We start from the raw sequence: 12,963 nt of genomic DNA on the forward strand, positions 1-12,963 counted from the left end.
CGGTCTTTGTCAGACGCGACAAGCGCTGCGACGGTTCGATCGCCGGCCGATCGCGCCTTATCCGCCGTAGATGTCGAAGTCGAAGTACTTCTTCGAGAACGTATCGTAGGTGCCGTTGTCGCGGATCGCCTTGATGGCGGCGTTGATCTTGTCCTTGAGCTCGGTTTCGCCCTTGCGCAGGCCGACGCCGACACCCGGGCCGATCACGGCGACGTCTTCGGCAACGTCGCCCTTGTATTCACAGCATTCCTTGCCCTGGTCGGTCGCCAGAAACGCCTTGAGCGCGATGGCATCCGCCTGCACCGCATCGAGGCGGCCGGCGGCGAGGTCATTGTTGGCCTCGTCCTGCGTCTGGTATTCCTTGACCTCGACGCCCGCCGGCGCGAAGTGCTTGGCGGCATAGGCCTGGTGGACCGTCGAGACCTGGACGCCGAGCGTCTTGCCCTTCAGCCCTTCCGGCGAGGAGTTCATCTCGACGCCCTTGGTGCCGATGATGCCGGTCGGGGTGTTGTAGTACTTGTCGGAGAAATCGATGGTCTTCAGGCGCTCATCGGTGATCGACATCGAACTGATGATCATGTCGATCTTCTTCGACGTCAGTGCCGGGATGATGCCGTCCCAGGCAACCGGCGTCAGCACGCATTCGAGCTTGGCCTCGGCGCACATTGCGTTCATGAACTCGACTTCCCAGCCTTCCCATTTGCCGCTGGCGTCAGGCGCTGTGAACGGCGGATAGGGCTCCGCTGCGACGCCGACCTTCAGCGCTTCCGCCGACGCCGCGACGCCGCCGCTCACGGCGATCGCCGCCGCAACGGCCAGGACTTTCAATGCCTTCTTCATGCTGTTCCCCTTTTTGGTTGTTTAGCATTCAGGAATTCAGTGAATGGAACTGATGAACTTCTTGAGCCTTTCCGATTTCGGTGCGCCGAAGATCGCCTCAGGCGGGCCCTGTTCTTCGATCACGCCGTTGTGGAGGAAGACGATGTGGTTGGCGACGTCGCGCGCAAACTTCATCTCGTGGGTGACGAGGATCATCGTGCGCTTTTCGCGCGCGAGGTCCCCGATGACAGTGAGAACTTCGCCGACCAGTTCGGGATCGAGTGCCGAGGTCGGCTCGTCGAAGAGCATGACGAGCGGCTGGATGGCAAGCGCCCGGGCGATCGCGGCACGCTGCTGCTGGCCGCCGGAAAGGAAGGCCGGGTAGGCGTCGCGTTTCTCGTAGAGGCCGACGCGTTTCAGCAGGGTTTCGGCGGTGGCGACCGCTTCCGCCTTCGGCTTGCCGAGCACATGGATCGGGGCCTCGATGACGTTTTCAAGGATGGTCATGTGCTGCCAGAGATTGAAGCTCTGGAACACCATGCCGAGCTGGCTGCGGATGCGCTGGACCTGTTTGCGGTCCTCCGGCACCAGGCCGCCGCGACCGTCGGATTTCATCCGGATCTTTTCGCCATGCACGCTGACGCTACCGGCGGAGGGGAGTTCGAGGAGGTTGATGCAGCGAAGGAAAGTGGATTTGCCGGAACCGCTGCCGCCGATGATGGCGATCACGTCGCCCTGCTTCGCTGTGAGCGAAACTCCCTTCAGCACTTCCAATGGCCCGAAACGCTTGTGCAGGTCAGTGACCGCGATTGCCTGGGCCGCATCCGTCATCGGCGCGCCGCTCCCATGGCTCTGCGAGCTTTTTCTGTCAGCATCGAAACAGTTCCCCTGTCGTCTTCCGTACGGCATCTTTGGCCTGTCACGGGTTTTTGTTGGCCGGCATGGTTGCACTTGTGCCGCTATTGTTCAAGCGTATAATAATAGACGTCGTCGATTTTTTGACGCCCGCCGATCGTTCGATTTCCCGAAGGAGCCGCCCATGCTGCCGTTATGGCCGAAGCCTTTGCCGACCGCGCCTGAACAGCATTTTGGGCCGGCTCGAGAGCAGAGTGCCGCATGAACAGACGCAGTTTTCACCGCGCGCCGGAAGGCGAGCGCCGCCAGGAATTGATCGAAGCGACGCTCGACTGCATCTCGGAATTCGGGCTGAAGGGCGCAACCGTACGGCAGATCGCGATCCGCGCCGGGGTGACCGCCGGGCTGGTGCGCCACTACTTCGAATCGAAGGACCAGATGGTTGCCGAGGCCTATCGCGCCGTCATCGCCTCGCTCACCGAAAAGGCGAGCAAGGTCGAGGGCGATCCGGAAACCCGGCTCCGGGATTTCATCGCGATCAACCTCACCGAGCCGGTGGCGGACAGCCGCAGCATCTCGCTCTGGGCCGCCTTCATCAGCCAGGTCCGGGTCGATCCGGTGCTGTCGGAGATCCACCGCGAAGGCTATCTCGCCTTTCGCAATTCGCTGCAGGAACTGCTTGCCGATTTCCTTGCGACCAAAGGCAAGCCGGCCGACGCCGAAACCTGCCGGGCCTTCGCCATCGCCATCAACGGGTTGGTCGACGGCCTCTGGGTCGAGGGCTGCCTTGCCGGCGATCTCTTTCGCGAAGGCGAGCTCGTCGCCATCGCCATGTCTTCGGTCGAAGCGCTGCTCGGCACGAAGATCGGAACTGCAAAACAATGAAAACGGGAGAAAGCACCATGCGCTACGCGTCCATCACCGAACGTCTTGCCGATCTTGGTTCGGGCAAATGGTCGCTGCATATCCGTGCCCGCCAATTGAAGGCGAGTGGTGCCGACATCATCGAACTGACGATCGGCGAACCGGATCTTCCGCCGGACCGCGCCCTGCTCGATGAATGCCAGCGCGCGATGAATGCGGGGCGCTATCGCTACTCCAACGGCCGCGGTGAACCGACGGTCGTGGCGGCCGTCGCGGAGAAATACCGTCGTCGCCGTGCCGATGTGACGAACGAGAACGTGCTCTGCTTCCCCGGCACGCAGACGGCTCTCTTCGCCGTGATTCTCGGGTTGGCGGAGGCCGGCGATGCCGTTCTCGTCGGCGATCCGCTCTATGCGACCTATGAAGGCGTGATCCGCTCGACCGGCGCGCATCCGGTGCTGGTGCCGCTGAAGCCGGAATTCGGCTTCCACATGCAGGCCGAAGATCTGGAAAAAGCGATCACACCGGAGAGCCGCGTGCTGCTGCTGAATACGCCACACAATCCGACCGGCGCCGTGCTGACGGCGGAAGAAATTGCCGCGATCGGCGAGGTCGCGCGCCGTCACGATCTCTGGATCGTCTGCGACGAGGTCTATGAGGAGCTGGTGTTCGACGCCGTCTTTGCCTCGCCCTTCGACAATCCGGATCTCGCCGAACGCACGATCGTCGTCTCGTCGATCTCCAAGTCGCACGCCGCGCCCGGCTTCCGCAGCGGCTGGGCGGTCGGCCCGGTCGAGTTCACCGAGCGGCTGCTGCCGGTCTCCGAAACGATGCTTTTCGGCACGCAGCCCTTCATCGCGGACATGACGGCCTATGCCCTGACGCATGACATCGATACGGCGCGCCGGATGCGCTTGTCCTACAAGTCGCGGGCAGAGCAGATCGTCGCCGGCCTTGCCGGGGCGCCCGGCATCGAGGTGTTCGCGCCGGAAGCCGGCATGTTCATCTTGATCGATGTTTCCGGAACCGGTCTCGACGGCGATGCGTTTGCCTGGGCGCTGCTCGAAGAAGAGGGGGTTGCCGTCATGCCCGGATCGTCCTTTGGCGATGAAGCACAGAACTATCTGCGCGTCAGCCTGACCGTGCCCGATGGTGCCATCGACGAGGCCTGCCGCCGCATCTCCGCACTTGCCGAGCGGGCCAGCCTGCGCAAGGAGCGCTGCGCATGACCATGGAAAGAACGGTTGGAGAAGTCCTGGTCGACCTGCTCGAGGCCAATGGCGTCGAGGTGGTTTTCGGCATTCCCGGCGTGCACACGGTCGAGCTCTACCGGGGCCTCGCTGCATCGAAGATCCGCCACGTGACGCCACGGCATGAACAGGGCGCCGGCTTCATGGCCGACGGCTATGCCCGCGTCAGCGGCAAGCCGGGCGTTGCCCTCGTCATCACCGGGCCCGGCCTCACGAACACCATCACGGCGATGGCGCAGGCGCGCCAGGATTCGATCCCGATGCTGGTGATTTCAGGCGTCAATCGCCGCGATTCGCTCGGCCATGGGCGCGGCCTGCTGCACGAGCTGCCCGACCAGCACGGCATGATGAAGACGCTGGCGCTCTATTCGCACACGCTCCTCAATCCGGAAGACCTGCCTTTCGTCGTCGACCGCGCCTTCTCGGTGCTCGTCTCCGGTCGGCCGGGACCGGTGCATATCGAGATCCCGACCGACGTGATGTCGGCGAAGATCACGCCGCAGGCGCTGCGGCCGGCAACGGCCACCCGACCGCGCTCCGACAGCGAGACGCTGCAGCGCGCGGCGATCCTCTGCGCCGACGCCTCGCGCCCGGTCATCATCTGCGGCGGCGGCGCCCTGACGGCGGAGGCGGAAGTTGCGGAGCTTGCCGAAAAGATCGGTGCGCCCGTCGTCACCACTGTCAATGCTCGCGGCATGTTCTCGGGCAGTCCCTTGAGGGTTCCTGCGAGCCCCAGCCTGAAGGCGGTGCGGTCGCTGCTGAAGGAGGCCGACCTGGTGCTGGCGCTCGGCACCGAAATGGGCCAGACCGACTACGACATGTATGCCGATGGCGGCTTTCCGGCCCTGCGCAACCTGATCCGCACCGACATCGATGCGGCGCAGCTCGCGCGCGGGCCGCATGCGGCGCTCTCCATCCTCTCCGGCGCCAAGGCGGCGACGGCGGGCATCCTCGCCTTTCTCCCCGGTCATGCTGCGAAGGATGGAGCGGGACGGGCCGAAACGGCGCGGAGGGCGGCGCTGAAGGAACTGACGCCGAAGATGCGGGCCGAGATCGGCATCATCGACACCATCTACAAGTCTCTGCCGGATTGCACCGTCGTCGGCGACTCGACCCAGGCCGTCTATGCCGGCAACCTCTACTGTGATGCACCGCGGCAGCGTAGCTGGTTCAATTCGGCGACCGGTTACGGTTCTCTGGGCTATGCGCCGCCAGCAGCCGTCGGTGCAGCCGTCGCCGATCCGTCTCGGCCGGTCGTCTGTCTCGTCGGCGACGGTGGCTTCCAGTTTTCGCTCGCTGAAATCGGGTCTGCCGTCGATGCGCAGGCGCAGGTCATCTTCCTCGTCTGGAACAATGACGGCTACCAGGAAATCGAAAGCTACATGGTCGATGCCGGCGTTACGCCGGAGGGCGTCAAGCCTTCGGCGCCGGACTTCCTGATGGCGGCGAAGGCCTATGGCGTCGAGGGACGGCGGCTTGCTTCCGTCGCCGATCTCTCACAGGCGCTCGCCGAGGCGGCGAAGCGCAAGGGACCGTCGCTTATCGAGATCCACGAGCGGCGAACGAGCGGCATCACGGCCTGAGCAACGACAACCACGAAACGGGCCGGATTTGACTTTTCCGGCCCGGAATGGTGTTAAAGGCGCCCATGCTCGATTCCGGCCACGTTCTCTAGGTAAGGTCGGGCATTCGGGCTCAATTTTCGTCTCGCTGGCGTGCAATCGCCAGGGAAAGGGACCGCGTCCTCGATGGACCGCATGGGTGGTGGCAGCAAGAACATACAGGCCGGCCGGCTTCTCGCTGTGCTGTGGCTGTTCTGCGCCTCCTTCGCAATGCAGGTCATCTCGGTCGGACAGAGCATCCCGTCCCGTTCGGCCTCCGGTGCCCAGGCCGGCAACGTCACCGACACCGGTTCGACTGACCGTCCCGCCGCCCGGCAACTCTCGCGGGCGACACCGCTTTCAGACCTTCGGTTTACGGCCGAGCGCAAGGACGCCAAGTCCGCGGCCGATGATGGCTTGCCGGCGCTCTTGCCGGCATCGCTCGAACTCGAACTTCCCCGTTCGTCGGACGGGCGGATTTTCCGCGAGTTCGCTGCGTATCTTGGCGGGGCCTCGAACCCTGGCCCCCATATTCGCGCGCCTCCCGGCGCCTGATCCACAACGCGGATTTTGGCTGGCTGGCGGCTTCGGCTGCAGCTCTGCCCTTTATGAAACAAGCCCTGACGACGCGCCCCGTGCCCGCGCAGGCTCTTCTGGAACCACAACATGCGTACATCGAAATGGGCGATTCTCGTCTATGTCGTCGTGATCATCTTCGGATGTATCGCGGCGCTTCCGAACGTGCTGACGCCGGCACAACGTGAACAATTTGCAGGCTGGCTGCCGGTCAAGCCGGTAACCCTCGGCCTCGACCTCAAGGGCGGCTCGCACCTCGTGCTCGAAGTCGATGCTGCCGGCCTTCGCAAAGCTCGGCTCGAAACCCTGCTTGACGATACGCGCCGGGCGCTCCGCGCCGAGCGCATCTCGGCCTCCTCGGCCCGCATCGCCGGCGATACCGTTACCGTGAAGATCGAAGATCCGGCCGACCGCGAAAAGGTTCTGCCGAAGCTGAAAGAGCTGGCGGCCCCTGTCGGCACGCTTGGTTTCGGCGGCGCGGCTTCCGATATCGAGGTGACCGAGAACGGCGACAGCATCAACATCGCGATGACAGAGGCCGGCCTTGCCGACCGCACCACCAAGGCCGTCGAACAGAGCCTCGAGATCATCCGCCAGCGCGTCGACACCGTCGGCGTTGCCGAGCCGCTGATCCAGCGTGTCGGTTCCGACCGCATTCTCGTCCAGCTTCCGGGCCTCGAGGATCCGACGGCACTGCGCCAGCTCTTGGGCTCGACCGCGCAGATGAGCTTCCACATGGTGGACCAGACCGTGGATCCCAACCAGCCGGCGCCGCGCGGCGTCGACATTCTGCCGGGCGCCCACGACAACAACAAATATGCGGTCGAAAGCCGCGTCGCGATTTCGGGCGAGCGCCTGGCCGATGCCAAGGCCGGCTTCGACCAGCGCACCAACGAACCGATCGTGTCCTTCACCTTCGACACGCTCGGTGCCCGCCAGTTCGCGGAAATCACCCAGGCTGCCGTCGGCCGGCCCTTCGCGATCGTTCTTGACGGCAAGGTCCTGACGGCTCCTGTTATCCGCGAGCCGATCATCGGCGGCAACGGCCAGATCAGCGGCAACTTCACCGCACAGGAAGCGACCGTTCTGTCGGCGCTGCTGCGCTCCGGCGCGCTTCCGGCACCGCTCACCGTTATCGAGGAACGCTCCGTCGGCCCGAACCTCGGTTCCGACTCGATCCGCATGGGCATCTACACCGGTCTTGCCGGCTTCGCGCTCGTCGTCACCCTCATGGTCGTGCTCTACGGCGCCTGGGGCATGATCGCCAATGTCGGCCTGGTGCTGCACACGATCCTGACCATCGCGCTTCTCGCCATGCTCGGCTCGACGCTGACCTTGCCGGGTATAGCCGGTATCATTCTCGGCATCGGCATGGCGGTGGACGCCAACATCCTGATCAACGCGCGTATCCGTGAAGAAACGGAAGCGGGTGCCGGCGCGATGAAGGCGCTCGATATCGGCTTCAACAAGGCCTACGCGACCATCATCGATAGTAACGTCACGACGCTTTCGGGCACCGTGCTCTTGTTCGCCTTCGGCTCCGGCCCGGTCAAGGGATTTGCCGTCACCATGATGCTCGGCATCATCATCTCGATGTTCACCTCGATCACCGTCGTTCGCCTGATGATGCGTGAGGTCGTCGTCCGCCGGAAGATGAAGAAGCTCGAGATCCCGTCGCTGTTCGGCAAGGTTCCGAAGCTTCCGTCCTTCTCCTTCATGAAGGGCCGCTTCGTCGCCATCGGCATGTCCGCCTTCCTGTCGGTCAGCTCCGTCGTGCTGTTCTTCACGCCGGGCCTCAACTACGGCATCGACTTCGTCGGCGGTATCCAGGTCGAGACCACCTCGAAGAACACGCTCGACCTTCCGACGCTTCGCCACAATCTCGAAGCGCTCAACATCGGCGAAGTGGCGCTGCAGGAATTCGGCCAGGACAAATCGGTCCTGATCCGCGTCCAGCGCCAGCCGGGCGGCGAGCAGGAGCAGACCGTAGCGCTCAACCGCATCAAGGATGCCGTCGTCCAGACGATCCCGGACGCGAGCTTCGAGCGAACCGAAGTCGTCGGTCCGACCGTCAGCACCGAGCTTGCCCGTTCGGGCTTCCTCGCCGTTGGCCTCGCGATGGTGGCGATCCTGCTTTACATCTGGTTCCGCTTCGAATGGCACTTCGCCGTCGGCGCGATCGCGGTCCTCTTGCTCGACATCACCAAGACGATCGGCTTCTTTGCGCTGACAGGCATCGACTTCAACCTGACGGCCATCGCCGCGCTCCTGACGATGATCGGCTACTCGGTCAACGACAAGGTCGTGGTTTATGACCGCATGCGCGAGAACCTCAGGAAGTACAAGTCGATGCCGTTCTCGGATCTCATCGACATGAGCATCAACCAGGTGATCGCGCGATGCATCTTCACCTCGATGGCCACGGCCTTCTCGCTGGTGCCGATGGCGATCTGGGGCGGAGATGCCGTCAAGAGCTTCGCCTGGCCGATGATCTTCGGCGTGATCGTGGCAACGACCTCGTCGATCTATATCGGCGGCCCGATCCTGCTGTTCCTCAATCGCTGGTGGAAGGATCGCGAAGCATCCCGCGGTGGCACAACCACGCCGCAGGCGGGCACGCCTGCTGCCTGACATCCGGCACTGGAACACAAAACGTGAAGGGGCGGCCCGACGGGCCGCCCCTTTTTTGTCCGAATGTGCTGTCTTTATCCACCCGTGCCTTGCAGACTGATTCTTCGCTTCCTAAATAGCGTAGGTCTCCGGGTCCGGAACGGGTGGATGGATTTTGCGTACATCGCCCCTTGAATTTAAAGGGTGAAGAAATTTTTTCTGCGTCTTCATCTTTTTAATTGACGGAATTGGTAGATTATTCTAGTTTGCCACTACGTGAACGCGGGGAGTCCGCCTCACGGTTGTTCATCGAACGCTCCGGCATTGCTGATGCCGGGCCAGCCAAAGGAGTGTGACATGTCCGAAACCGTCTCGACCGCCGCCTTCTTCGGCACGCGTCTCCTTTGTCGCGCAACAGAGAAAAAATGGCTCATTCGCAATCTTTGCCGAATGTGACCTTCGAACCCCTCGAACTTTATCTTTTGCCGAAATTGAAAGTTTCCGCGCCGACAGCGTGGATGGAGCGTTATTTGTATGAGCAAGCAGGTTATCGAATTTGGCGGCGAAGCCGTCGGCGTTGTTGTCCCGGATGAAGATCGCTTCAAGTTCCTGGCGGTGAAGTATCACGTCTGGGACCTGGACGCGAAGCGCTTCGGCTCGGCCGATGAAGCGCGCGCCGCAATCCGGCAGCTGTTGGCCCACCAGGCCGTCCAGGCCAAGCGGCAGAACCACAGCGCCGCTGCCTGAAGCCGCACTTGAAGCGGATGAGAAAAGCCGGTTTCGGCTTTTCTCCCGCATCCACCGCGAAGACATCCGCAAATCTTGCCGCATCGGCCGCACGCAATTGCCCGCGACATCGGTCAATTCCCCACTATAATTATATGTTGGCAGTACGTTTCTTGTGCTATGCCAATATATATTTGCATTTGCGCGGATGATTCCCGTTTTCTGGGGTGCCGCCGCAGGGAAAGCGTGCCGGAATGCTGACGAAGAAGGGAAAGTACGGCCTGAAGGCCTTGGTCGATCTTGCTCGGCTGGAGCCGGGGGAAACTGCCTTCATTACCGAGATCGCGCAGCGCAACAATATTCCCAAGAAGTTCCTGGACACGATCCTGCTTGAGCTGCGCAACGCCGGCATGCTGCGCTCGAAAAAGGGGCCCGGCGGCGGCTACTCGCTCTCGCGGCCCGCTTCGGAAATCCGTATCGGTCACGTGATCCGCACGCTGGACGGGCCGCTTGCGCCGATCCGCTGTGCGAGCCGCACGGCCTACGAGGTCTGCGAAGATTGTAACGATCCCGAGACCTGTCAGGTGCGGGTATCGATGACGACGGTCCGTGATGCCGTTGCCGCCATTCTTGATTCGATGACGCTCGAAGAATTCGCGGCCGACAAGTCGATGCCGCTGGAAATGGAAGAAAAGCGCGCCGGCTGACGAAAACGCCGCGGTTCACGCCAGTTTTCCCCCGAACTCTGCTTCCAAGACTTGGTTTGCCAAGAAAAAGCGCTTATCTGCCGTCAATGGTCTGGCGGGCAAATTCGTGCCTGTTGCTTAAGTCTTCGCAGAATTGGGGTCATCATGGGTTTGAGACATGCATCGGCGGATGATCGCACTGCACTTGCGGCTTTGGAGTCGATCGGCCGGACGCTGACGACCGCGATGGCCGGCATCAGGGCGCTGGCGGACCAATTTGGCGCTGACGAAGTTTTTGCGCGCAGCGTCGTCGAAGCCGTCGAACTGATCGGCGAAAGCCAGGGGCGCGTCGTCGTCTCCGGCGTCGGCAAGAGCGGCCATATCGGCCGCAAGATTGCAGCCACGCTGGCATCGACCGGAACATCCGCCTACTTCGTGCACCCGACCGAAGCGAGCCATGGCGACCTCGGCATGGTCACCTCGCAGGACGTGCTGATCCTGCTCTCCTGGTCGGGCGAGACGGCCGAGCTTGCCAACATGCTCACCTATGCCAAGCGCTTCAACGTGCCGATCGTCTCGATCTGCGCCAACCGCGACAGCGTGCTTGCCCGCAACTCGGAAGTGCCGATCGTCTTGCCGAAGGTTCAGGAAGCCTGTCCGCACGGCCTCGCGCCGACGACCTCGGCCATGCTGCAACTCGCCATCGGCGACGCGCTCGCCATCGCGCTTTTGGAGCGGCGCGGCTTTTCGGCCGAGGATTTCAAGACTTTTCATCCGGGCGGCAAGCTCGGCGCGCAGTTGCGGCTTGTTCGCGAGCTGGCGCATGACGGCGCCCAGATGCCGCTTCTCAGCGTCGGACGCCCGATGAGCGAGGCGCTGATCGAGATGTCGTCCAAGGGTTTCGGTGTCGTCGGCATCATCGACGATGGCGGCAAGCTGGCCGGCGTGATCACCGACGGCGACCTGCGTCGTCACATGTCCGGCGACCTGCTGCTGCAACCGGTCGAGGCGGTGATGTCGCGCAATCCGCGCGTGATCCGCGGCGACGTGCTTGCAAGCGGCGCCATGGAATTCATGCAGCAGCATAAGGTGACCGTGCTCTTCGTCGTCGACGACGGCGGGGCGCCGGTCAGCATCCTGCATATTCACGACCTGCTGCGCGCCGGCGTCGTCTGAGACTGCCAAGGCGGCCCTCCGCCTGGCGAGAGCAGCCTACCCCTTCACCACGGCGGGCCAGTCGCTCGTCGTGCCCGGCTGCACCGGCCGTTCCAGATAGGTGGAAAGCACCACATAGCTGCGCGTCGCCTTGACGCCGGGCGTGTCGTAGAGCCGCGCCAGAAGCCCTTCGAGCGCATGCGTGCTTTCTGTGCGCACCTTGAGCAGCATGCAGGTGTCGCCGGCGACCGAGTGGATCTCTTCCACTTCAGGGCATTCCTCGATCGCAAGCAGCGCCTGCGTCTTGCCCCAGCCGGTCGTGTCGACATGGACGAAGGCAAGCAGCGTCTTTCCGACCGCGTCCGGATCGATGAGCGCCGACACGCGGCGGATCGCGCCCGAACGCCGGAGCCGCTTCACCCGTTCATGCGCCGCCGGCGGCGAAAGTCCGACGCGTTCGCCAAGCTCGGCATAGCTTGTGGTCGCGTCCTCGACGAGGACGCCTAATAGTTTTCGGTCCATCGCGTCGAGGTCGCGCTCCGGCGGACGCTTCCGCCGAACGTCATCTGTATTTTGGTCCATACCGAGAATTCCTCTTGTTGCTGAATTTCATTCTGCAAAAATGGAGGAATGACGAACATCAATCAACAAATTTCGCCAGATTCGATCGACAGGACCTCGATCGACAGGGCGCGCATCCCGCCCTTCGCCTATGTCCTGACCGTCTGCATCGGCGTCATCGGCTCCAACTCGCTGGCGCTTGGACCAATCGCGCCGGAGGTGGCGCGGAGCCTCGGCACGGATGTTCCATCGGTAATGGTCGCTTCGGCCGCCTTCGGACTAGGCACGGCCGTCAGCGCCATCTTCCTTGGCCGCTTCATCGACCGGTACGGCCCTCATCGCATTCTGGCTGCCGCGCTGTTGCTTCTGGCCGCCGGGCTCACCGGTAGCGCGCTTGCGCCCATGCTGGCGTTCCTGGTCGCCGCCCAACTCGTTGTCGGCGTCGCCACCGGCATTGCGCTTCCGTCGATCTACACGCTGGCCTCGGTCATCGCGCCGGCCGGACGGGAGAGCGAGACGATCGGCCTGGTGCTGACCGGCTGGACGCTCAGCATGGTGGCCGGCGTGCCACTATCGGCAGCGATTGCTGACTTCGGAGGATGGCGCGCCGTTTACTTCGTCGTTGCCGTAGCCACACTGGTTGCTTGCGCTGCCGTCAGGCTCGCGCCGGTGCGGGAAGGTCTGGCCGGCAAGACGACGTCGCCGCTCGCGGCGCTTGGCGTGCGTGGCGCCGGACCGCTGTTGATCGCCTGTGCCGCCTTCATGGCCGCCTTCTACGGCGTTTATGCCTATATCGGCGAACACCTGCACGCAGCGCTCGGGTTGCCCCTCAGCGCCAATGGCCTCGTGGCCGTTTCCTACGGCTTCGGCTTCGGTGCGGCGGCACTACTCGACCGGCTGATCGACCGCTTCGGCGCTGGCAGGTTGCTGCCTCTGATTTTTCTCGTCGTCGCCGGCGTCTATGCGGCGATGGCCGCCGTGAGTAGCTCCTACACGGCCATGCTGGTCGTCGTCTTTTTCTGGGGCCTTGCCAACCATTTTGGTCTCAACGTGCTGATCATGCGGCTGACGGGGCTCGATCCCACAAGGCGTGGCGCGATCATGGGGCTGAACAGCGGCGTCACTTATCTGTCGCTCTTTTTGGGAACGCTTGGTTTCGGCGTGGTTTATGGCGGGGCTGGTTTTTCCGCGCTGCCCTTGGCCGCGGCCGGCCTGATGCTGGTCGCCGCAATCGCCGCAGCGCTCGCGCCGCGCTAGGTC

Annotated in this window: 12 protein-coding genes; 9 read left to right on the plus strand and 3 right to left on the minus strand. The window is 63.3% G+C overall.

Going from position 1 to position 12,963, the window contains the following annotated elements:
* Positions 1 to 57 precede the first annotated feature (57 nt).
* Positions 58 to 840, minus strand: a complete 783-nt coding sequence (locus AC3WVQ_RS01075; protein ID WP_034797062.1) for a transporter substrate-binding domain-containing protein — start codon at positions 838 to 840, stop codon at positions 58 to 60.
* Positions 841 to 876: 36 nt separating this feature from the next.
* Positions 877 to 1,650 carry an ABC transporter ATP-binding protein gene (locus AC3WVQ_RS01080; RefSeq protein WP_034797059.1) on the minus strand — a complete coding sequence of 258 codons (774 nt, stop codon included), beginning with the start codon at positions 1,648 to 1,650 and terminating at the stop codon, positions 877 to 879.
* A 285-nt stretch (positions 1,651 to 1,935) separates the two neighbouring features.
* Here AC3WVQ_RS01080 and AC3WVQ_RS01085 point away from each other — a divergent pair, with 285 nt between their 5' ends.
* From AC3WVQ_RS01085 to AC3WVQ_RS01120, 8 genes are all read left to right on the plus strand, one after another.
* Positions 1,936 to 2,559 carry a TetR/AcrR family transcriptional regulator gene (locus tag AC3WVQ_RS01085; protein WP_060581878.1) on the plus strand — a complete coding sequence of 208 codons (624 nt, stop codon included), beginning with the start codon at positions 1,936 to 1,938 and terminating at the stop codon, positions 2,557 to 2,559.
* A gap of 17 nt (positions 2,560 to 2,576) precedes the next feature.
* On the plus strand, positions 2,577 to 3,767 hold the full coding sequence (locus AC3WVQ_RS01090; protein ID WP_090294999.1) for a pyridoxal phosphate-dependent aminotransferase: 1,191 nt from the start codon (positions 2,577 to 2,579) through the stop codon (positions 3,765 to 3,767).
* A complete protein-coding gene (locus AC3WVQ_RS01095; protein WP_034797049.1) occupies positions 3,764 to 5,371 on the plus strand; it encodes a 5-guanidino-2-oxopentanoate decarboxylase in 1,608 nt (535 codons plus the stop codon). Before AC3WVQ_RS01090 ends, AC3WVQ_RS01095 begins: the two co-directional genes overlap by 4 nt.
* A gap of 165 nt (positions 5,372 to 5,536) precedes the next feature.
* On the plus strand, positions 5,537 to 5,944 hold the full coding sequence (locus AC3WVQ_RS01100; protein WP_034797046.1) for a hypothetical protein: 408 nt from the start codon (positions 5,537 to 5,539) through the stop codon (positions 5,942 to 5,944).
* A 111-nt stretch (positions 5,945 to 6,055) separates the two neighbouring features.
* Positions 6,056 to 8,596 (plus strand): protein translocase subunit SecD, encoded by a 2,541-nt coding sequence (gene secD / locus AC3WVQ_RS01105; protein ID WP_090294997.1) that lies wholly within the window; start codon positions 6,056 to 6,058, stop codon positions 8,594 to 8,596.
* Positions 8,597 to 9,109: 513 nt separating this feature from the next.
* A complete protein-coding gene (locus AC3WVQ_RS01110; protein WP_034797039.1) occupies positions 9,110 to 9,322 on the plus strand; it encodes a hypothetical protein in 213 nt (70 codons plus the stop codon).
* Positions 9,323 to 9,555: 233 nt separating this feature from the next.
* Positions 9,556 to 10,008, plus strand: coding sequence for an RrF2 family transcriptional regulator (locus AC3WVQ_RS01115; RefSeq protein ID WP_034797035.1), 453 nt, complete (start codon positions 9,556 to 9,558; stop codon positions 10,006 to 10,008).
* A 144-nt stretch (positions 10,009 to 10,152) separates the two neighbouring features.
* A complete protein-coding gene (locus AC3WVQ_RS01120) occupies positions 10,153 to 11,163 on the plus strand; it encodes a KpsF/GutQ family sugar-phosphate isomerase (protein ID WP_090294995.1) in 1,011 nt (336 codons plus the stop codon).
* A gap of 36 nt (positions 11,164 to 11,199) precedes the next feature.
* On the opposite strand, the gene AC3WVQ_RS01125 is transcribed toward AC3WVQ_RS01120, so the two are convergent.
* Positions 11,200 to 11,724: an Lrp/AsnC family transcriptional regulator gene (locus AC3WVQ_RS01125; protein WP_034797032.1), complete on the minus strand. Its 525-nt coding sequence runs from the start codon at positions 11,722 to 11,724 to the stop codon at positions 11,200 to 11,202.
* Between the two features lie 48 nt (positions 11,725 to 11,772).
* Between AC3WVQ_RS01125 and AC3WVQ_RS01130 the strand changes: the two genes are divergently transcribed.
* A complete protein-coding gene (locus AC3WVQ_RS01130) occupies positions 11,773 to 12,960 on the plus strand; it encodes an MFS transporter (protein ID WP_060607073.1) in 1,188 nt (395 codons plus the stop codon).
* Positions 12,961 to 12,963: the final 3 nt, after the last annotated feature.

It is taken from the genome of Ensifer sp. EB106-05-01-XG146 (assembly GCF_058791875.1).